This window comes from Microcoleus vaginatus PCC 9802 (assembly GCA_022701275.1).
Lineage (GTDB): Bacteria > Cyanobacteriota > Cyanobacteriia > Cyanobacteriales > Microcoleaceae > Microcoleus > Microcoleus vaginatus_A.
The window spans coordinates 6,018,725-6,039,144 of sequence record CP031740.1 but is presented as its reverse complement, the minus strand read 5'-3'; the positions used below and the strand labels follow the sequence as shown (position 1 = coordinate 6,039,144).

Sequence of the window (20,420 nt, the reverse complement as noted above, 5' to 3'; positions counted from 1 at the left end):
CTTCTGCCTAAGTCGTGGTTAATTTACTCAACCAAAAAACTATCTATCTCACCAATAAAACTTTTGAGTTGTTTGACACGACTAACTAACTCCAAATACAAAAATTCATAATCTAGATAATTTATAATATTTTGAGATATTTCTTCACTTTTGTCATATTTACTACCTATTAAATGATAAATGTCATCTAAATCTTGACTTGGATGTAGTCTTTGTTCAACATCAATATTTATTAAATCTAAACCTAAATTTTGCCGAATAAAATCTGGGCTTAAGCAATTATCTAATTTATAAAAATAATGCCATTCTGCTAAAAACCATGCTTCTATTTCCATAACAGCTAAATTCATAGAAATTGGAATACCCTTTTTCTGCAAAGGCTTCAAACAGCCTCTGATTCCTTTTTCTATTTCTTGCTTTTTTTCTAAAGGGTCTGGGTATAAATCCCTAAGTCCTAGAATTTTTTCATAGCCACTATTCGTTAGACTTTCATGCCGTTTTCTGATATCAGAAAGTACCTGAGAATCACAACCGCAATTATATAAAAGAACAAAGAAAGGAGCATCTTGTACTTTACTCAGTTTAAGTGATTGAATTATACGATTATCTTTACTGCCTTGAAATTTATAAGTTTCAATAGATATCTTTTTATAACCAGCAATTTCCTGAAATAACCTTTCAACAAATATCTGTTCCGTTTGTCCTTCTACAAAACAAGCGATTTTCTTTGGTGTCATAATTTATGCTGCCTCTTCATCACCTTCTTTTTGTAACAGAAACTCACTGGTGAACAAATCAAAGTTATTAAGTCCAATAAACTTAAACTCCTCAATCTTATCGCGTGAATTATAAATATTATGTAACTTGGCACTACCAGGAGTTCGTTCAATTAATGACCAATATTCTATCGGAGTACCATTCATAATAAACTCATCATTGGTAGTCATAATAAGTTGAACTAATCCTGTCTCAGCTTTCTTAATTAGTATTTTAATTATAGAGCAAGATCGTTGATAATCTAACCCTTCTCCAATATCATCAATCACAATACAACTAGGCTTACTTGCTAGTAAAGAGTAATTGATTTGAATAAATAATGATAAGGCTCGAAACATTCCTTGTGACATTTCTGATTGTTCTGTAACATCACTTAAATCTTCTTCCTGAATATATAAAAATTGTGGTAAGTTATTTAGAGCTAGGCTATCAACAGAAATATCGGCATTGATTAAAGATGGCACTTTTGTGCCAATGTCTGATAATTTATAACCAATTTCTCTCATGTCAGAGAGAATTGCTTTTATAAACGGCTCGCCTATTTCCTGTTTTCCAATCACAAATATACCGACCACAAAATCAGAATCCTTGAAATCTGTTTTATTTTTCAGTAATTCCATTGTGGAAGGAATACGAGCCATCGTATTTTTACCTAGCTGTTCTCCAAACTCATAAAATCTTAGGGAGTTAGACCATTGATATAAATTCTCTAAAAATGGATGCTGAATAGAATCTCTACGCTTAACGACTGCGAGTTCTGTTTGGTCAGTTTGAAACCGTATATTTTGCTCAAGTTCTTTAGCAAAGATACTACCTTTGCCTGATTCATCCCTATCTAAAAGTGGCTCATCACTTCCACTGCCTATAATTAATTTTTCTTTAATTACAAGACCTTTCTCTATTTTCAATATATATTCTGTTTTTTCTTCATGCAGATCAGTATCAAACAGCAAACGCCATTCATAGCTTTTGGGTTGGGGAGCAAGAGATCCACTTTCTGATAGTAACTCGGAGAGAGTATGTATTGCTCTCACAATTCTTGATTTACCACTAGCATTTTTACCTACAATTAAATTGGTTTTGCTTAATCGACATTCTTCGACTCGCCATTCACCAGGCAAACCTTTATTATACACATATTCAAAAATATCTAGCTTCATAAATTTGTTACGTTTATTACAAAAGTTTTATAACAATAGGAGGAAACGTTTATAATATTATAACACGCGATCGCCCGCCAGTCAACGCCAAAAATCACCCGAGCAAACTATTTCCAAGCGCAAAATTTCCCTGGGAAAAACTCAATCCCGAACTTCACATTCAAAAGATTGACGGTAGCAGCACAAAATCAACTAAAATAGGTTGGTAAATCCCAAGGGAAACAAAACTATGACATTACCAGTTGGGTGCGCTGCCCCTCAATTTACCGCCAAAGACACCAACGGCAACACCGTCTCACTCTCCGACTTCACCGGTAAAACCGTCATCTTGTATTTCTACCCTAAAGATGACACCCCCGGTTGCACAAGACAAGCCCAAAGCTTCAAAGCAGCTTATGAAGAATACAAAGGCAAAGATCTTGTAATTCTCGGTGTCAGCCGAGACAACGAGGAATCGCACCAAAAGTTTACAGAGAAATACGGTTTGCCTTTCCAGCTTTTAGCAGATGTTGATGGCACGATTACCAAAGCTTACGATGTCGAAAAAGGCGATTATGCCAAGCGCGTTACTTTCGTCATCGACGGTACCGGCAAAATCATTCAAGTTTATGAGGGCGAAACCATGAAAGTTGACTCTCACGCTCAAGATATTCTTGTCACCATAGTTTAGTCGAATTTTAGCCGATCGCACTAACCTTCCTGGATGCACCAAACGGCTAAAAACCCGGTTTCTTCCTAGATGCCTCGTTGCTATAAGCAATATTCTCGTAGGAACCGGGTTTTTTTCGTAAGTCCTGACTCAGCAAGTGAGGGGTCAAGGATACAGGGGGAAGCAACCTACTCGAACTAAATCCCTTCCCTCAAAACTTGCACCACAAATCTGCTCAACCAGGCATATATTCGCTTAATGTGCTTATGGTACGTCTAAAGTTAGATTTGTGGCGCAACTCCCGCCAATAATTAAAAACTTATGCTGGAAAAGGCATTAACCGCCCGTAGGCTGAATCTAGGGGCGATTTTGTCCTGGTTCGGGTCATTGTGTTTGATAAAATCAGAAGTTATCCTTGCTTTAGCTGAATAACTAAGTAGGTAGAGGGATATATAATGACAACCAACAACATTATTTTGAGTTACTTAGGCCCGCGAGAAATTGAGGCTAATAGAGCCACTGTCTTAGTTGGCAGTTTTGACAAAAATCTAGTGGCAGCGATTTCAGCAGCAGAAGGCTCAAATGCGCTGAATGTGGGGATCAATCTCTCTAGAGGCTTTTGGCACATCAGTTTAGAAAAAGGATTCGATAGCGCAGGAACTCGCACACTGCAGGTGAGGGCAACTGATAAGACCGGCAAAGTTATCGGCCAACAAACAATTAACATCAAAGTTAATCCTGCTTCTCAGTCACCCGCTCAATTCTTCACGTTAATTACTCTCAGAGATACCGCATTCAAAGTCGGAACACTGCCCGCAAGCAATCTCAACAACCTGCAAAAAGCGGAAATACCAGCAGGTAAAACTTATCAAATTAGGGACTACGAGTTAGAAGACGGTCACCTGAATGTTCAACTAAATAATCCAATTCCTCCGGTGGGAACCTCTGGCTTTTTCTACGAAAAACACGTAGTTATAACCAAAGGCGCAAAAATTCTCATATTCGATCGCGCCGAGTTGCCGACCCCGCCGCCGGGAATGCAGTTACTATGGGTGATAAAAAAGACCTGGTTAAAGCTCAACCCCACAGATTCCGCTACTTTAGGATCAACTCAGAAATTACAATTTAACGCGGGAGAAACTTTCAATATTCTCGGCTACGCTTGCGTGGAAAACCATTTTCGAGTCGCTTTTGCTCGGGCAGTTCCTAACTTGGGAACTTCGGGATTTCTGTACTGGCAGCACGTCCAAATTTTGCGAGACGGCAGGGGAATTGAGTATGATAGAAATGCAGTTACGATGACAATCATCAAAACGACTGTGTTTAAAAAGCGGCCGATAAATGCCGCTAGCCTGCCACCCCAAGAAAAGATTACCTTGCCGGCGGGAATGATTTACGGAATTGCCGGATTCTCGATCGAACAAAGCCACATAAAAGTCTCGCTGACCGAGAATTTGCCGCAATTTGGCAATACGGGTTTCATTTATCCCGATTTTGTGCAATTCAGCCGCGGTGGCAAATCTTTTAATCCCGCTGTGAATTTAACTTATCAAGGGCCGTCAGAAGTTTTAGTAAATCAGCCGATCGTCCTTCGGGGTACTTTTGATCGGCAACAAGCAGCAAAAATTGAGGTGATAGCTGAGGATACCTTGCCCCTAAGCGTGACGCTAAACCAAGAAGCCAGCACTTGGCAAGTTAATTTGTCTAAAGGATTTAGCGTAGCTGGAGCTCGGTGGCTCAGGTTGCGGGCAACTGACAGCAAAGGCAACGTTACTGGCAGCCAAATAATTTACATTACCGTAAGTTCCGATCCGCTAACTGTAGGACGAGGTTTGACCTTAAAGATAGTTTCTGACACTTTGTTTAAGGTAGCTCCTGTTGATTCTTCTCAACTCAACAATCAGCAAAAAGTTCTTGTCAAAGCAGGTCAAACTTTGACCGTTAGCAGATACGGATTTATTGACGGGCATCTCAAGGTGGTTGTGGATTTAGAAATTTCGCCGATCGGCACTTTTGGCTATTTTTACGAACCCGACGTTCAGTTGGCCAAAGGTACTCAAATCCTAAAATTTGACCTGGCCGACGTACCGAATAGCAACGTCAGCGCTCAACTGTTGGTAATTCAAACAACTCAGATTAAAGCTCAACCAGAAGATTCATCTAAACTGCCTGCAAATCAAGTTGCTCAAATAACTTTAGGCAGCACCTATGCCATTACTGGTTATGCCTGCATTTTGGGGCATTTCCGAGTAACTCTCGCCCAACCTATTCCCGGTTTCGGCAATATCGGATTTATTTATTGGCAGGATGTTAAAATTAAAAAAGACGGCAAAGAAGTTCCCTATGACACCAGTGCTTTGACGATGACAATCCTGCAAGCAACTGTGTTTAAAAAACGGCCTGTAGATGCTGCCAGCCTGAGCAGTACCGAGAAAACTACGCTGCCTTTAGGTCGAGTTTACGGCGTGAACAGCTACGGTGTGGAAGGATCTCACATGAAAGTTTCCCTGACTGAAGAACTGCCGAATTTTGGCAATACAGGTTATGTTTTTCCTAGTTTTGTTCAGTTCAAGCGGGGAGATAAAATTTTCGATCCGGTTCCGAACAATGTGGAATTGAACGTGCCGTATTTTTCGCAGCGAGACAATCCGCGTTTTGATTGGTCTACTTGCAACGTAACTTCGATCGCCATGGTGCTTTATTATTACGGCCTTCGTTCTGAGGGGGGCGGACAATTGGAGGATGAGTTGTTGCAGTGGTGTTTCGACTATGCGGGCCAGGGTTCTCAAACGGATCACAGTGTGCTTTCGGCGCTGATTCAGGCCTACGGGTTTAAGACGAGTTTTAGTACGACTCGCACATGGGCTGAGGTGCGATCGGAATTGCTAAATCGGCGGCCAATAGTTTTAGCCGGAGATTTTACTGCGGCCGGTCACATTCTTACTGTAATTGGCTACAATTCTCAGGGTTATATCGTGCAAGATCCGTGGGGAGATGCACTCACTGGTTACAGCGATACTGAGGGGAGAAAGTTGATGTATCCCTACAGTTACGTCAATCAAGTTGCTGGGCCAGATGGGAATGTTTGGGCCCATTTTATCTCTCCATAATCTACTCTACTGTTTGCAATTTGTGAGGCACTACGCCTATTCGTAAGGTGTGCATAACAGCTATTCGTAAGGTACTTAATGCACACCCTACCTAAATTAGGAAATCTTGCGCTTAATTTTGCGTTTTGCTACGCCAATACCTAAAAAGCTCAATCCTAGTAACGTACCAAACCAAGTAGAAGGTTCGGGTACAGCCTCAAACGATCCGTGAATAGCGATCGCATCGTTAGCGCACTCGGCCAAAAAGTTAGCAATATAGTTCCCCGAAGGCATTGAGGATTTATTAAAACTGAATCCAATTGTTTGAGAACCTACTGCATTAAATTGAGCGAAATTAAGACCGAGGACGCTCAAAGTTGCTGGCGTTAAAAAATTGATTTCTCCTACTTTTGTACCCGTAGCTATTGAGTTGAGAATAGTCGAGTTTCCTGTTTGTTGAAAATAGGGGTCTGTGGCAGCTAAATCGCCCATTGATGGGGTTCCGCCTTGAGATGCCACTACCGTATTGAATTGATTTAAATTGCTAAAGCCAGAGTTAGTTTGGGTGACGTTTTTCGCTGTAACATTTCTGTAAGCGCCTGTTGTCGCCACGCCGGAGTCATTTTCGGCGGCAAAGCGGATACCAAACAAGCTGCCGTTTGCGTTAGCTGTATTGAAGTTTTGACCGGAAAAATTGAAGAATAAATCGCCGTAGTTGATGTTGCCTCTTTGAGCTAGTGGGTCGGCATATCCTGCTAAACTTAGATTGGAGTTGATGGCGATGAAAGCTGTATCTGATGTTTCTTTGATGGCGATGCCGTAAAATTCAAATTCCCCGCCGCCGATTTGGGGCCCTGTCACGCCGTCGTTGAAGGAATCGATCGCATAATTCCAGCCGTTCGATAGCGTTGCTGCTGTAGCTTTTTGTTGCTGTAGTGCGATTATTGCAAATAAAAGAGCCACTGGGTAAGTCCAGTGGATGCTGTTTTTACCAATGGAATTCATAAAATGCTCCCTGGGAATCATTTTTAAATTGTCAAGTCTGCTTGCTCGACTGTTTTTAATTTTCAGTCAATCATATATTCCGGCTGAAAATATTAAAATTTTGGTCGGGCGATCGCATTATATCAAGTATATTGGTTAAAAAAACTAACCAATGGCAGTGACTAAATATAGGATTTATGCAGGCACAGTATAAAGTATGGCTGCATAAGTCTTGTATAGGTGCAAATAAACCAACTACCGGGTTTAGGCGGTTGAGTGCAGCAATAAACTGTCTGCGAGTCAATATCCAGGCTTGACCGGCCCCTACAAGATATTATTGTTCTTTCGGGCCACTCGACTTAATTGATTTTTTATCAATTACCAATGAATTTTGACAAAAATAGGCGTGATGTTGTAGATGCCTATGCCGGATTCTATTAATAATTCGATTGTTTGATTAATGATTTTCATAAATTGTCTTTCCTTTCCAGCGCTGTTGAATAATTATAATTACGTTGGTTGGGATGACTTCATTCCTCAAACTCCTTAAATGCCGATAGCCCACAATTTTACTAATTTTACCATAAGCGTTCCACCCAACAGGCTCTCAATTGAGCGTCAAAACTGTGAATCACCACTTTTTTTGTAAGTGGCCCACAAAGCGAGAATTGGATAATCAAAAAAAATCATACGGCAAGAGCGATCGCAAGTTTTTAGAACACCCAAGAAACTTCCGGCCCTACATCCGCTGCAGGCATCGTGGGTTCCTTCTAAATGGGCGGGTGGTTTCTGCACTTGCAGGGCTGCATAAATCAATCAAATTTTTAAATGCTATTAATATATCGCCGACAGTTCGTTGACTATCTTGACTCTTCCCTTAATCACAGAACGCAGCAGGCGGTTGATCGAATGTCTGTATTCATCGTCGAGAGAGTCGTCCAAAACAGCGGCCATCAAGCCGTAGCGATCGGCTAAAGTCAAACAACCCGTCTCCGCAACAGAGGCAACCATTTCGGAAATAGCGCCGGGGATAAGTTGAACTAAAAACATGAGATGTTCCCTGAATTCGATACTTATATCATCTCTCGTTCTCCGAAAATTAATAGTGACGCTCGCATAGCACACAAGGTGATGTTTTGAGGCAAACTGTGTGACAGCGACCGTTGTAATTGTGTGACGAGCTCGTTTTAAGTCTGCGATCGCAGTCACAGAATTAATCTTAGATATTCCAATTTCCCCCTCTTTCCTCCTAAATCTAAATATTTAGAGAGATTTTTCGGTTTTGTGGGCGTCTTTACCCATTTCCCATGTATAAAACGCATCGCCCTTATGCGAAATATTCATAAAACTCAATATTTTGTAAAAATAGCTACGAATATTTACAATCGTGGGCTTTACATTAGCTCATAACCAAGGTGCATCGAAACGCAGCGATCGACCCAATCATCGGTAGCAACTATAACCATAAATAGTTTGGCGACGTTCGAGCCAGCGCCCAGTCAAACTAAAGTTTACAGAAGACCAACCATGCTTAAAAGAAATTCGATCTAGTAACTAAATATACAGTTTTAAATTCATACAGTCACTAAGGTTAGCAGGAAACACACACTTTATGCTCCAAGTCAATACCTCCCCACAAGCCAGCAGCGAGGGTAAACCGATGACCCAAACAATAGAACCCAAAGCCCAAGCGAGCCTGAACAAGTTTGAAAAACTCAAAGCCGAAAAAGATGGCTTAGCATTAAAAGGCGAACTCGACCACTTCGCCGCAATCGGCTGGGAAGCCATGAACGAAACAGATCGCGAGCACCGCCTCAAATGGCTCGGCATCTTCTTTCGGCCAGTAACTCCCGGCAAATTCATGATGCGGCTGCGCTTGCCCAACGGCATCATTACTAGCAATCAAACCAGAACGCTAGCAGAAATCGTCCAACGCTACGGCGAGGACGGCAGCGCCGACATCACCACCAGACAAAACCTGCAATTGCGCGGAATTCGCATCGAAGACGTACCCGACATCTTCCGCCGCCTCAAAGAAGCGGGCATGACCAGCATCCAGTCTGGCATGGACAATGTACGCAACATCACCGGTTCCCCAGTCGCGGGCCTGGACGCCGACGAACTGATTGATACGCGGGAACTGGCGAACCAAGTCCAAGACATGATTACCAACAGCGGCGAAGGCAACCCCGCGTTTTCAAATTTGCCGAGAAAGTTTAATATTGCGATCGCAGGCTGCCGCGACAACTCAGTCCACGCAGAAATCAACGACATCGCCTTTGTACCCGCTTACAAAGACGGCAACATCGGCTTTAACGTTTTAGTCGGCGGCTTCTTCTCTGCCAAACGCTGCGAAGCTGCAATTCCTCTCAACGCATGGGCAAGTCCCAGCGACGTTGTAGATTTGTGCAAAGCAATTTTAACTGTGTTTCGCGATCGAGGCCCGAGAGCAAACCGCCAAAAATCGCGGCTGATGTGGCTGATTGACGAACTCGGAATCGAACAATTCCGAGCCGAAGTCGAACAAGAATTAGGTCGCACTTTGCCCGCCGCCGCCCTCAAAGATGAAATCACCTGGGACAAACGCGACCACATCGGCATCTACCCCCAAAAACAATCAGGGCTCAACTATGTAGGGCTGCACGTTCCCGTCGGACGGCTGCTGGCATCGGATTTATTCGATTTAGCCAGAATCGCCGAGGTTTACGGCAGCGGCGAGCTCAGGCTCACTGTGGAAGAAAACGTGATTATTCCCAACGTTCCCGACTCGCGGATTGAATCACTGGTCAAAGAACCGCTGTTGCAGCGTTTTTCCATCGAGCCCGCACCCCTGATGCGAGCCTTGGTTTCCTGCACCGGCGCCAAGTTTTGCAACTTCGCCCTCATCGAAACCAAAAGTCGCGCTGTGGCAATGATTGAGGAACTTGATGTCGAACTTTCACTTCCCAAACCTGTGAGAATTCACTGGACGGGTTGCCCCAATTCCTGCGGTCAACCCCAAGTAGCAGACATCGGTTTGATGGGAACAAAAGTTCGCAAGAACGGGAAAACCCTCGAAGGTGTAGACATTTACATGGGAGGCACAGTTGGCAAAGAGGCTCATTTGGGTGCTTGCGTCCAAAAAGGCATCCCTTGCGAAGACCTCAAACCGCTGCTGCATCAACTGTTAGTCGAGCAGTTTGGGGCAGTTCCCAAAGAGATTACAGGGGATGTAGCTGTGCTGCACCGGCAACTGGAATTGACGGTTGAGGAGGGCGAAAAGGCAGCCCAGGCTCCCAAACCTCAGACATCTACTGTCATTTTCGCTCGATCGGGCAAAGAAGTTGCTTGCAGCGAAGATGAGTACATTCTCGACGTTGCCGAACGGGCCGGGGTCGAACTTGACAGCGATTGCCGAAAGGGAGTTTGTGGCACTTGCAAGCAGAAACTCCTAGAAGGTAATATTGCCGCCTACGACAGCCACCCCGAAGCGGCCGCCGGCTTAGAATCAGGGTTCATTTTAACTTGCAGCGCGCGGGCGATCGGCAAAGTGACGATCGACGCCTAATCTCATAATGTGAGATGCGATGCGAAGGTCGCGAATCAATCTCACATCTCACATTTCCACCATCTCAAGTACAACAACAATTCAAGACAAATGAGCAACCTTTCGAGAAGAAAATTCATCATCACCGCCGGAGCAACAGCAGCCGGCACCCTCCTAGCCCACGGTTGCAGTTCCGGTCCCACCACATCTAGCGCAACTCCCAGCGGCGCCTCACCCAGCGCCGCCCCAGCAGTCAACATCAACCCCGCCGACGCCCCAGAAGTTACCGCAGCCAAACTCGGATTCATCGCCCTCACCGACTCAGCACCCTTAATCATCGCCCAAGAAAAAGGGTTATTTGCCAAGTACGGCATGAAAGACGTACAAGTTACCAAACAAGCATCTTGGCCAGTTACTCGCGACAACTTAGAACTCGGTTCCGACAAAGGCGGCATTGACGGGGCCCACATTTTATCCCCGATGCCTTACCACATGACATTAGGCACTATTACCAAAGGCAATCAGCCAGTGCCGATGAACATTCTGGCGCGGTTAAATACTAACGGTCAGGCAATTTCGCTTAGCAAAAAATACCTAGATTTAAAAGTAGGTACAGACAGCGCACCCCTGAAAGCAGCTTTTGGCAATCAAAACGTTCCTGTTGCTATGACTTTTCCCGGCGGCACCCACGACTTGTGGATGCGCTACTGGCTAGCAGCCGGCGGTATTAATCCAGATACAGATGTTTCCGTGATTCCCATACCGCCGCCCCAAATGGTAGCGAACATGAAATCTGGCAGCATGGAAGCCTTTTGCGTAGGCGAACCTTGGCATGCTCAGCTAGTTACTCAAAAGGTAGGATACACCGCCTTATTAACCGGAGAACTTTGGAAAGACCACCCAGAAAAAGCTTTAGCTTTAAGAGGAGATTGGGTTGAGAAAAACCCCAAAGCTGCTAAAGCAATTACAATGGCCGTACTGGAAGCCCAGCAGTGGTGCGACAAGCCAGAAAATCACGATGAGATGTCTCAAATCATCTCTCAAGATAAGTGGTTGAAAGTGCCAGCAGCAGACATTATTGGTCGCATGAAAGGACAAATTGACTACGGTACTGGCCGCATAGAAGCCGCCAGCCCAGTGGCGATGAAATTCTGGGCGGACAATGCTTCTTATCCCTACAAGAGTCACGATGCTTGGTTCTTAGCTGAAAATATTCGTTGGGGTTATATCCCGGCAACTACCGACATCAAAGCCACAATTGATAAAGTTAATCGCGAAGATATTTGGAAAGCAGCAGCGACAGCACTTGGCGTTCCCGCAGCCCAAATTCCTACTACCACTTCTCGCGGTGTCGAAACCTTCTTTGACGGCGTGAAGTTTGACCCAGAAAAACCCGAAGAATATCTGAAGGGTCTGGCAATCAAAAAAGCATAATTAGTTGGTCAACAGTGGACAGTTGACAGTCAACTGTTGACCAACTTCTAAAATTGATGGTGTTGGACACAGTGAAACGGAGGGTTCGGTCCACGGATTAAACCTGCTGAACTCAGTTCAAAGTATCTACAAATAATCGATTATTCACAATACAGCAAAAACAAAAATGGCAACAAACCTCGCTGTTACTAAAAGCAAAAATCCAGTAAATTTCGTTCTGGATCAGGTTCAAAAAAACCGCCGGAAAATCATCCGCCCGCTGGTAGCAATTACAGTTCTGCTCATAATCTGGCAAATCCTCTGCAACAGTCCAGAGTCCAGCTTGCCAGGGCCAATCAAAGCTGTCCAAGAAAGCTGGAATCTGATTATCAATCCTTTCTTCGACAACGGCGGTACAGACAAAGGCTTGTTCTGGCAAATTTTGGCTAGCTTGCAGCGGGTGGCGATCGGCTTTACTTTGGCAGCAGTTCTCGGCATCAGTTTAGGAATCCTGATCGGCACAAACTCCCTAATGTTCGATGCTTTAGACCCGCTGTTTCAAGTATTCAGAACTATCCCGCCCCTGGCTTGGCTGCCGATCGCCCTGGCAGTATTTCAACAGTTCAATCCCTTTGAAGGCATGGGGGTAAAAGCTAACGAAGTATCCGCACTCTTCGTAATCTTAATTACAGCAATTTGGCCGATTTTAATTAATACCACAGTAGGCGTTCAACAAATACCCCAAGACTACAGAAACGTCGCCCGCGTCTTGCGCCTCCCTAACCAAAAATACTTCTGGAAAATCCTGCTGCCCTCTTCAGTTCCTTACATCTTCACTGGCTTGAGAATTGGCATCGGTTTGTCTTGGCTGGCGATCGTAGCTGCGGAAATGTTAGTCGGCGGCGTCGGTATCGGCTTCTTCATCTGGGACGCTTACAACAGTTCTCGACTCAGTGCAGTGATTCTAGCAGTGCTTTATGTAGGAATCGTCGGTTTGATTTTAGACAGAATCGTTGGTTTCATCGCGTCCAAAGTAGTTCCAGAAGAACAGAAATAGGATTTGGGAATGGGGAATGGGGAATGGGTGATTAGTGGTTGGTGATTGGTGATTAGTTATTAGGAAGCGGGAATAATTATATATGCCCAATGCCCAATGCCCAATGCCCAATGCCCAATGCCCAATGCCCAATGCCCAATTTCCCATTAATAATTAGCCTCTAGAAATTACCAACTAACCTAAAATTACCATGTCAGTATTTGTTGAAGTAGACCACGTTGACCGCGTATTTAACTTGCCCAATGGAGAGCAATATATCGCTCTTAAAAATATCGAACTGAAAATTAAAAAGGGAGAATTCATCACCTTAATCGGACACTCGGGCTGCGGTAAATCTACACTGCTAAATATCATCGCCGGCCTCGACAAAGCAAGTCAGGGCGGGATTACTTTAGAAGGGCGCGAAGTCCGCGATCCAGGGCCGGACAGAATGGTGGTGTTTCAAAATTACTCGCTGCTACCTTGGCTGACGGTGCGCGAAAATATCGCCCTAGCAGTAAATGAAATTTACAGCGGTAACTCGAAAGAAGATCGCGAGTTGGTGATCGAACACCACATTAAATTAGTCGGACTCGGACACGCCGCCGACAAACGCCCGGGCGAAATTTCTGGGGGGATGAAACAAAGAGTTGCGATCGCCCGCGCCCTGGCGATTCGCCCGAAATTGCTGCTGCTAGACGAACCCTTCGGCGCCCTCGATGCTTTAACTCGCGGTGGTTTGCAAGACCAGTTGATGAAAATTTGCGAAGAAAGTAAAGTCACCAGCGTGATGGTAACTCACGACGTGGATGAGGCTTTATTACTGAGCGATCGCATTGTGATGCTCACCAACGGCCCGGAAGCCCAAATCGGGCAAATCCTCGAAGTGAACATTCCTCGCCCCCGCAAGCGCATGGAAGTTGTTAACCATCCGAGTTACTATGCGCTGCGCAACGAAATGGTTTACTTCCTCAACCAGCAAAAGCGGGTCAAACAGCGCCGGGCCAAACAACAACCGCCTGTGATCGCCCGCAACGGCTTGGAAAAAATCAACCTCGACATCGGCTTTATTCCCCTCACCGACTGCGCGCCCTTAGTAGTAGCCAAAGAAAAAGGATTCTTCCAAGCCCACGGCTTGGAAGAAGTTACTCTCAGCCGCGAACCTAGCTGGAAAGCGATCGCCCAAGGAGTCGCCGAAGGACGGCTGGACGCGGCGCAAATGGTCGCAGGAATGCCGATCGCCATGCTGTTGGGCCTGGACGGTGAAGCCCCTGTACCCGTCTGTAGCGCCCTCACCCTGTCTCGCAACGGCAATTCGATTATTTTCAGCAAAGACCTTTACAGACAAGGCATTCGGACATTAGAGGATTTCAAAGCTGCGATCGCCAAGAGTCCCGATAAAGCTCACACCTTGGGCATGGTACACTCCGCCTCCATGCACAATCTGCTGTTCCGCTACTGGCTGGCCGCTGGGGGCATTGACCCCGACCTCGACGTGGGCTTGACCGTGATTCCGCCCCCGCAGATGGTATCGAATTTAAAAGCAGGCAACATTGACGGCTACTGCTCAGGCGACCCCTGGAACTCCCACGCAGTCAACAGCGGTACGGGTTTTGTCATGGCCCGTTCCCTCGATATTCTGCCCGGACACATCGAAAAAGTTCTCGGTGTTACCGAAGATTGGGCTCAAAAATATCCTCAAACCCACCTCGCCCTTGTCAAAGCGCTTTTGGAAGCCTGCGACTACTGCGACGACCGCCGCAACCGCGAAGAAGTCCTAGCATTGATTAGCCAAGAACAATACATCGCCGCCGATCCGAAAGACATCCGTCCGGGGTTCATCGATCCGTACAACTCCGGTACGGAGGCAGAACCCGAAATGCTCTACAACTTCAACCAGTTCTATGTTGACAAAACCAATTTTCCAGACCGCCTAGAAATGGTGTGGGTGATGGCGCAGATGGCTCGCTGGGGACTGATCCCGTTCCCGAGAAACTGGGTGGAAGTGGTCGATCGAGTTTTGCGGCCCGATGTTTTCGGTCAAGCAGTGCGCGAATTGGGTTTGCCGGATATCGCCAGAGATCGCCGGACGATCGAGCTATTTGACGGCACTGTGTTTAATCTAGACGACCCGATCCAGTATCTTCAGAATGTCAAAATTAAGCGCGCCGTCCGCATTGAAGAAATCTTAATTGAACAAATAGGCAGTCAGTGTTCCATCAAACTGCCAGCATAACCAGCAAATAGGAAGAGGGAATGAGGAGCAAGAAATCAGGAAACAAGACTCCACATTTTCTCCTTCCTAAATCCCTAATTTCAAATTCTCAATCGAAAGTTGTCATGTCTAATTCCCCGACCCAAAATCCAAATCCTGAAAATATGCAAACTCTAAAAAATCCCCAAACAACCAAAATTCAAACGTCCAAGCAAGACTTTCTTACTATTAAAGACGTATCGAAAGTCTACGAAACCCCTAAAGGCCCTTACGTCGTTCTCGACGGTGTAAACCTGACTATTAATGAAGGCGAATTTATTTGTTTGATTGGTCACTCGGGCTGCGGCAAATCCACTTTGCTGAATATGATTGCGGGATTCAACGGGCCGACAAACGGAGAAGTAGCCCTGGAAGGTTCCCAGATTACTGAACCAGGCCCCGATCGCATGGTGGTGTTTCAAAACTACTCGCTGCTACCGTGGCTGACTGCTACTGAAAACATTCACCTCGGCGTTGAAAATGTTTACCCGGAAAAGTCCGCAGACGAACACAATACGATCGTCAAGGAACACTTGGAATTAGTGGGGCTCACCGAAGCTTGTAACAAAAGACCGGGCCAATTGTCTGGGGGGATGAAACAACGGGTGGCGATCGCCCGAGCTCTGGCAACTCGCCCCAAACTATTGATTTTGGACGAACCTTTCGGAGCTCTAGACCCGATTACCCGGGAAGAGTTACAGGAAGAATTGCTGAAAATTTGGCGGAAGGAAAAAATTACCGTCATTATGATTACTCACGATATTGATGAGGCTTTGTTTTTGGCCGATCGCATCGTGATGATGACCAACGGGCCAGCAGCTTCCATCGGCGAAGATATGCACGTTCCGTTCAGCCGTCCCCGGAACCGGGCGCGGATTATGGAAGACCCGAAATACTACGAACTTCGCAACTTTGCTTTGGAGTTCCTGTTTTCTCGCTACGCGCACCACGAAGGGGATGAAGCAACGGACTCGGAGACAGAAGCCGTCGCACTACCCATGCCATTACCTGCTAGCAAAAAGCCTGCGCTTGCCGAGACTGCTAACAAGCCGATCGCACCTGCACCTTTTGTGTCTCACGCAGCCGTTGCCCCAGAAGCTTCGCCAAAAAAACGCGGCATCCTGGCAGCCTCGTGGTTCGTAGCAATGGTTACTTTAGCTGCCGTCAATATGTCTGCTATTTCCAGCCAGCTAAAGGAAGCGAAACTAGAAGAAACTGCACCGCAGGCGACGAATGCGGCGGCGGTTGTGAGTTCTCCCGCCAGCCCGCAAATCGCAGCAAGTTCGATCATCGCACCGACTGCTAGCCCTGCACCCATCGCTGCTGCTAGCCCTGCACCCATCGCTGCTGCTGCAAGTTCTGCGCCCATCGCTGCTGCAAGTCCTGCACCGAATGCCAGCTCTGCAGCCATCGCTGCTGCAAGTCCTGCACCGAATGCCAGCCCTGCAGCCATCGCTGCTGCAAGTCCTGCACCGAATGCCAGCCCTGCAGCCATCGCTGCTGCTAACAGCGCCGTCGCGCCCAATGCAGCAACCAGTGCCACATCAGAGATTTCTGACCAAGCCGAACTCGATGCGATCGGACAGAAGTTGTATGCACAAATCGACCAAAAGTGGAGAACAATTCCAACATTTACCGAAAGTTTGACTTATCGGGTCAAAGTAAAACAAAACGGGGATATCCTACAGTTCGATCCCACAAATAAAGCAGCTAAAGATTTCGTCAAAGAAACTCCTCTACCTGTTTTGCAAACTCCTGTCGGTGCCACAGCCGGCGCTGAAAAAACTGCTGAGTTCCAAGTAACTTTTAGCCCCACCAACGGTGGCGTATTTGAAGTTAAATCAGGGAAGTAGGCGACATAATACTCCCGCACTAAATCTCACCTTGCTATCAACAACTAGGTCAAAAGTAGTACCTGGGCGCTGTTTGAAATAGGCAAAAATTCCTCCTACCCCCCATTTTTGGGGGTGACAAGAGTTAGGTTGGAATTTCCTCTGTTTGAGGAAGATTTAGTAGCAGCCAGAAGCTGACTACAAGCGAGAGCGAACACGATTTTTAGTAAGATAGCGGGTAATTTTAAATCAGGGTATTGTCCGTTTCTGGGAAGCATATATGCGGAAATTTAGTAAGGATTGACACGTTATTTGCAGGAGCCCTCAGTTCCGACTATAATGACAAATTACGAATTACCCATTAGCTTTCAAAAATTAGCATCTAAAATCACCAGATGGAAACTATAAAAACTCTTTGCCCTTACTGCGGTGTAGGTTGCGGTCTAGAAGTTGTTCCAGACAAAAAACAAAGTTGGAAAGTGCGGGGCGATCGCAATCACCCATCGAGTCAAGGTATGGTTTGTATTAAGGGAGCAACCGTAGCAGAGTCCATTCGGAGCGATCGGCTACTGTATCCGATGATGCGAGATACTCTCGACCAACCGTTCCGCCGCGCTAGCTGGGACGAAGCTCTCGATGCAATTGTTAATCGCATCCAAACAATTCGCAGCACCAGCGGCCCCGATGCTTTGTGCGTTTACGGTTCGGGTCAATTCGTAACAGAAGATTATTATGTTGCCCAGAAACTAATGAAAGGTTGTCTGGGTACTAATAATTTTGATGCGAATTCTCGCTTGTGTATGTCTTCGGCCGTGTCAGGATACGTTCAAAGCTTTGGTTCGGACGGGCCGCCTTGCTGTTACGACGATTTAGAATTAACCGATTGCGCTTTTATTATCGGCAGCAATACAGCGGAATGCCATCCGATCGTGTTTAATCGATTAGCAAAATACCACAAAAAGCATCCCCATGTCAAGATGATTGTGGTAGACCCGAGGCGGACTCCGACTGCTGAAGCTGCGGATTTGCACTTAGCAATTAAACCGGGTACGGATATAGATTTGCTTAACGGAATTGCATATTTGTTGTTACACAGGCAAGCAATAGATTCTAACTTTATTCAAGAATGCACGGCGAATTTTTCAGCTTTTGCTGAGGTTATTAGCAGCTACACGCCGGAGTTTGTAGCCTCGCGGTGCGGCATTACTGTCAGCGAGTTAGAAACGGCGGCAAACTACTGGGAACAGTCGCAGCGGGTTTTGTCGCTGTGGTCGATGGGAATCAACCAGTCGTCGGAAGGCACGGCAAAGGTGCGATCGCTGATTAATTTGCACTTGATGACCGGTCAAATCGGCAAACCGGGATGCGGCCCGTTTTCCCTTACCGGCCAGCCAAACGCGATGGGAGGGCGGGAAGCGGGAGGACTGTCTCACTTGCTCCCAGGCTACCGATTTGTGAAAAATGCTGAACACAGAACCCAAGTCGAGGAGTTTTGGGGAATCGCACCGGGAAGCATTTCCCCGAATCCGGGCCGCACAGCTTGGGATATGATTACCGGTTTGGAAACTGGCGAAGTCGAGTTGCTGTGGATTGCAGCTACCAATCCGGTGGTGAGTATGCCGGATTTGGAACGCACTAAAGCCGCTTTGCTGCGATCGCCCTTTACTATTTATCAAGAAGCTTACTATCCCACTGAAACCTCCGCCTACGCTCACATCCTGCTGCCGGCAACGCAGTGGAGCGAAAAAACCGGAGTAATGACGAATTCCGAACGCCGCGTTACGTTTTGTCCCGGTTTCGACACTCCCTCCGGGGAAGCCCGGGACGACTGGAGCATTTTCGCCGAGGTGGGACGGCGGTTGGGTTTTGCCCAACACTTTGCTTTCGACAGCGTTGGTGACGTATACAAAGAGTACGTGCAGTTGACGCAGGGCCAGCCTTGCGACATCACAGGCCTCAGCCATGAGTATTTGCGCACCGAAGGCCCCCAGCAGTGGCCCTGCCCAGAAAATCTGCCTCCGCATCCCGCGAACGAAGCGAAACGGCTGTACACTGACAGGCGTTTTCACACTCCTGACGCGCGGGCGAGATTTTCGGCCTATCACTCCCGGGGACTGGCAGAACCTCCCGATCCGAATTATCCGTTTGTGTTGACGACAGGAAGAGTTTACGGACACTGGCACACGATGACGCGGACGGGTAGAACAGAGAAAATTAATCAATTGCACCCCGATCCGTTTTTGGAAATTCACCCCCGCGATGCTGCCAAATTGCAGATTAAGGAGGGGGATTTGCTGGAAGTTCGATCGCGCCGTGGCAAGGCGCAGTTTCCAGCAAAAGTCACAAAGGCGATCGCCCCAGGTACGCTATTTGTACCCATGCACTGGGGTTGCCTGTGGGCCGAAGGTGCTGAAGCCAATGCCATGACTCATGCTGCAAGCTGTCCAGATTCCAAACAGCCTGAGTTAAAAGCTTGTGCGGTGCAGTTGAGCCTGGTTGGGGCAGAAACTGCAGCGGAAGTTGTCGCAGAAGTTGCAGCAGAAGTTGCAGCAGAAGTTGCAGCAGAAGTTGGGGAATTTAATTGGGCCAAATCCACCCTTGCCGTCACTTCTTGAGCTGCCGTCCAACTATGGGATGTTACAAATCACCGCAGAACGAGCCGGAAGCCTCGGGCGATAGACATGGGGAGGAACGTGGTGGACGTTCGGCGATACGTTCGGCGAGCGCTCCGTCAATCGCGCTCAGTCGAACTATTGGAGATTTACTCCACACATGAATCTGGGTTCTTGAACAAGATTCTAAAATTGTGCACTCTTCCCGACACGAGTCCGGGGCGGGTATCCGTTTTTTGGGGTAACAACCTCTCTCGATCAAGCAATTTTGAACCCGGACATACCCTACAGATAAATCTTAAATCTCAAATCCCAGATCTAAAACCTAAAATCGTTATGGCATTACGCAGCCTAAAAACTGCGTTTCCCCGGCAGAGCTCGGGAATAAGGAAAATTAAATTTATGTAAATTTATGTATTCTGAGTTCTTCCTTCTTGATTGGGGGTTTTTCCTGGGGGAGAATGTCTTCTGGCGAATGCTTTCGGCCTTCTTTTTAATTAATCGAGTCAGACAATTGCAGTTTGCACCTAGAGGTGCTATGATGTTTTTACAAGGCTTTATTTTCGGCAGTACAGTTCGTTCGATCGGCGTTCCTCCGGATTTAAATCTCTACACCCTCGATTCTGGAGAATGTTCAATGTCAATCTATGTCGGCAATTTATCCTACGAAGTAACGCAGGAGCACCTCAGCCAAACTTTTGGAGAATACGGAACAGTAAAGCGCATTCAATTGCCTGCTGACCGCGAAACAGGCCGGATGCGTGGCTTCGCTTTTGTAGAAATGTCTACTGAAGCCGAAGAAACCGCAGCCATTGAGGCTCTTGACGGTGCTGAGTGGATGGGTCGCGACCTCAAAGTCAACAAAGCAAAACCCCGTGAAGAACGTGGTTCCAATGCTGGTGGTGGTAACTGGGGCAACAACGATCGCGGTGGCAATTCTCGTCGCTACTAAACCACCCGAGCTAAATTTTTAGCTATCTTGTATATGGCGTCGGAGCAAGCTGGGAGTCAACAATCATTTTCTGTTGAGAATAGATAGTTAGTTCAGTGTAGCACCGCGCCTTAAAAGCCTCAAAATATTGCTAGAC

At 46.5% G+C, this 20,420-nt stretch carries 15 protein-coding genes and 1 pseudogene; 9 read left to right on the top strand and 7 right to left on the bottom strand.

The window, feature by feature from the left end; all coding sequences use genetic code 11:
• Positions 1 to 23: 23 nt before the first annotated feature.
• Together D0A34_25040 and D0A34_25035 are read right to left on the bottom strand one after the other, a co-directional pair.
• Positions 24 to 737, bottom strand: coding sequence for a hypothetical protein (locus tag D0A34_25040; GenBank protein ID UNU21671.1), 714 nt, complete (start codon positions 735 to 737; stop codon positions 24 to 26).
• Positions 738 to 740: 3 nt separating this feature from the next.
• A complete protein-coding gene (locus D0A34_25035) occupies positions 741 to 1,937 on the bottom strand; it encodes an ATP-binding protein (protein UNU21670.1) in 1,197 nt (398 codons plus the stop codon).
• A 229-nt stretch (positions 1,938 to 2,166) separates the two neighbouring features.
• On the opposite strand from D0A34_25035, the gene D0A34_25030 reads away from it, so the two are divergent.
• Entirely contained in the window at positions 2,167 to 2,607 is a 441-nt protein-coding gene (locus D0A34_25030; protein ID UNU21669.1) for a peroxiredoxin, read from the top strand.
• A gap of 434 nt (positions 2,608 to 3,041) precedes the next feature.
• Positions 3,042 to 5,696, top strand: coding sequence for a peptidoglycan-binding protein (locus tag D0A34_25025; protein UNU21668.1), 2,655 nt, complete (start codon positions 3,042 to 3,044; stop codon positions 5,694 to 5,696).
• Between the two features lie 96 nt (positions 5,697 to 5,792).
• Here the strand turns inward: D0A34_25025 and D0A34_25020 are convergent, their stop codons facing one another.
• The 4 genes and pseudogenes from D0A34_25020 to D0A34_25005 all read right to left on the bottom strand — a co-directional run bounded on the left by D0A34_25020 (position 5,793) and on the right by D0A34_25005 (position 7,709).
• Complete coding sequence (locus tag D0A34_25020; GenBank protein ID UNU21667.1) at positions 5,793 to 6,680, bottom strand: PEP-CTERM sorting domain-containing protein; 888 nt, start codon at positions 6,678 to 6,680, stop codon at positions 5,793 to 5,795.
• 381 nt (positions 6,681 to 7,061) lie between these two features.
• Positions 7,062 to 7,142, bottom strand: a pseudogene (locus D0A34_25015) (YjbQ family protein).
• A 135-nt stretch (positions 7,143 to 7,277) separates the two neighbouring features.
• On the bottom strand, positions 7,278 to 7,475 hold the full coding sequence (locus D0A34_25010; GenBank protein UNU21666.1) for a hypothetical protein: 198 nt from the start codon (positions 7,473 to 7,475) through the stop codon (positions 7,278 to 7,280).
• Between the two features lie 18 nt (positions 7,476 to 7,493).
• Complete coding sequence (locus tag D0A34_25005; protein ID UNU21665.1) at positions 7,494 to 7,709, bottom strand: hypothetical protein; 216 nt, start codon at positions 7,707 to 7,709, stop codon at positions 7,494 to 7,496.
• A gap of 610 nt (positions 7,710 to 8,319) precedes the next feature.
• Between D0A34_25005 and D0A34_25000 the strand changes: the two genes are divergently transcribed.
• The 3 genes from D0A34_25000 (at position 8,320) to ntrB (ending at position 12,655) form a co-directional block, all read left to right on the top strand.
• On the top strand, positions 8,320 to 10,206 hold the full coding sequence (locus tag D0A34_25000; GenBank protein UNU22460.1) for a ferredoxin--nitrite reductase: 1,887 nt from the start codon (positions 8,320 to 8,322) through the stop codon (positions 10,204 to 10,206).
• A 90-nt stretch (positions 10,207 to 10,296) separates the two neighbouring features.
• Positions 10,297 to 11,619: a bicarbonate-binding protein gene (locus D0A34_24995; GenBank protein UNU21664.1), complete on the top strand. Its 1,323-nt coding sequence runs from the start codon at positions 10,297 to 10,299 to the stop codon at positions 11,617 to 11,619.
• 166 nt (positions 11,620 to 11,785) lie between these two features.
• Positions 11,786 to 12,655 (top strand): nitrate ABC transporter, permease protein, encoded by an 870-nt coding sequence (gene ntrB / locus D0A34_24990; protein ID UNU21663.1) that lies wholly within the window; start codon positions 11,786 to 11,788, stop codon positions 12,653 to 12,655.
• Here the strand turns inward: ntrB and D0A34_24985 are convergent.
• The gene (locus D0A34_24985) at positions 12,599 to 12,802 is read right to left on the bottom strand and encodes a hypothetical protein (GenBank protein UNU21662.1); all 204 of its coding nucleotides are present in this window, start codon (positions 12,800 to 12,802) and stop codon (positions 12,599 to 12,601) included. The genes ntrB and D0A34_24985 overlap by 57 nt on opposite strands.
• 43 nt (positions 12,803 to 12,845) lie before the next feature.
• Here D0A34_24985 and D0A34_24980 point away from each other — a divergent pair, with 43 nt between their 5' ends.
• The 4 genes from D0A34_24980 (at position 12,846) to D0A34_24965 (ending at position 20,284) form a co-directional block, all read left to right on the top strand.
• Positions 12,846 to 14,870 (top strand): ATP-binding cassette domain-containing protein, encoded by a 2,025-nt coding sequence (locus tag D0A34_24980; protein ID UNU21661.1) that lies wholly within the window; start codon positions 12,846 to 12,848, stop codon positions 14,868 to 14,870.
• Between the two features lie 20 nt (positions 14,871 to 14,890).
• Positions 14,891 to 16,741 carry an ATP-binding cassette domain-containing protein gene (locus D0A34_24975; protein UNU21660.1) on the top strand — a complete coding sequence of 617 codons (1,851 nt, stop codon included), beginning with the start codon at positions 14,891 to 14,893 and terminating at the stop codon, positions 16,739 to 16,741.
• Between the two features lie 374 nt (positions 16,742 to 17,115).
• Positions 17,116 to 19,335: a nitrate reductase gene (locus tag D0A34_24970; GenBank protein UNU21659.1), complete on the top strand. Its 2,220-nt coding sequence runs from the start codon at positions 17,116 to 17,118 to the stop codon at positions 19,333 to 19,335.
• Between the two features lie 634 nt (positions 19,336 to 19,969).
• Positions 19,970 to 20,284, top strand: a complete 315-nt coding sequence (locus tag D0A34_24965; GenBank protein ID UNU22459.1) for an RNA-binding protein — start codon at positions 19,970 to 19,972, stop codon at positions 20,282 to 20,284.
• Positions 20,285 to 20,420 lie beyond the last annotated feature (136 nt).

Coding starts and splice junctions, on each gene's coding strand:
- D0A34_25040 (UNU21671.1), bottom strand. CDS start 737: ATGACACCAAAGAAAATCGCTTGTTTTGTAGAAGGACAAACGGAACAG.
- D0A34_25035 (UNU21670.1), bottom strand. CDS start 1,937: ATGAAGCTAGATATTTTTGAATATGTGTATAATAAAGGTTTGCCTGGT.
- D0A34_25030 (UNU21669.1), top strand. CDS start 2,167: ATGACATTACCAGTTGGGTGCGCTGCCCCTCAATTTACCGCCAAAGAC.
- D0A34_25025 (UNU21668.1), top strand. CDS start 3,042: ATGACAACCAACAACATTATTTTGAGTTACTTAGGCCCGCGAGAAATT.
- D0A34_25020 (UNU21667.1), bottom strand. CDS start 6,680: ATGAATTCCATTGGTAAAAACAGCATCCACTGGACTTACCCAGTGGCT.
- D0A34_25005 (UNU21665.1), bottom strand. CDS start 7,709: ATGTTTTTAGTTCAACTTATCCCCGGCGCTATTTCCGAAATGGTTGCC.
- D0A34_25000 (UNU22460.1), top strand. CDS start 8,320: ATGACCCAAACAATAGAACCCAAAGCCCAAGCGAGCCTGAACAAGTTT.
- D0A34_24995 (UNU21664.1), top strand. CDS start 10,297: ATGAGCAACCTTTCGAGAAGAAAATTCATCATCACCGCCGGAGCAACA.
- ntrB (UNU21663.1), top strand. CDS start 11,786: ATGGCAACAAACCTCGCTGTTACTAAAAGCAAAAATCCAGTAAATTTC.
- D0A34_24985 (UNU21662.1), bottom strand. CDS start 12,802: ATGGGAAATTGGGCATTGGGCATTGGGCATTGGGCATTGGGCATTGGG.
- D0A34_24980 (UNU21661.1), top strand. CDS start 12,846: ATGTCAGTATTTGTTGAAGTAGACCACGTTGACCGCGTATTTAACTTG.
- D0A34_24975 (UNU21660.1), top strand. CDS start 14,891: ATGAGGAGCAAGAAATCAGGAAACAAGACTCCACATTTTCTCCTTCCT.
- D0A34_24970 (UNU21659.1), top strand. CDS start 17,116: ATGGAAACTATAAAAACTCTTTGCCCTTACTGCGGTGTAGGTTGCGGT.
- D0A34_24965 (UNU22459.1), top strand. CDS start 19,970: ATGTCAATCTATGTCGGCAATTTATCCTACGAAGTAACGCAGGAGCAC.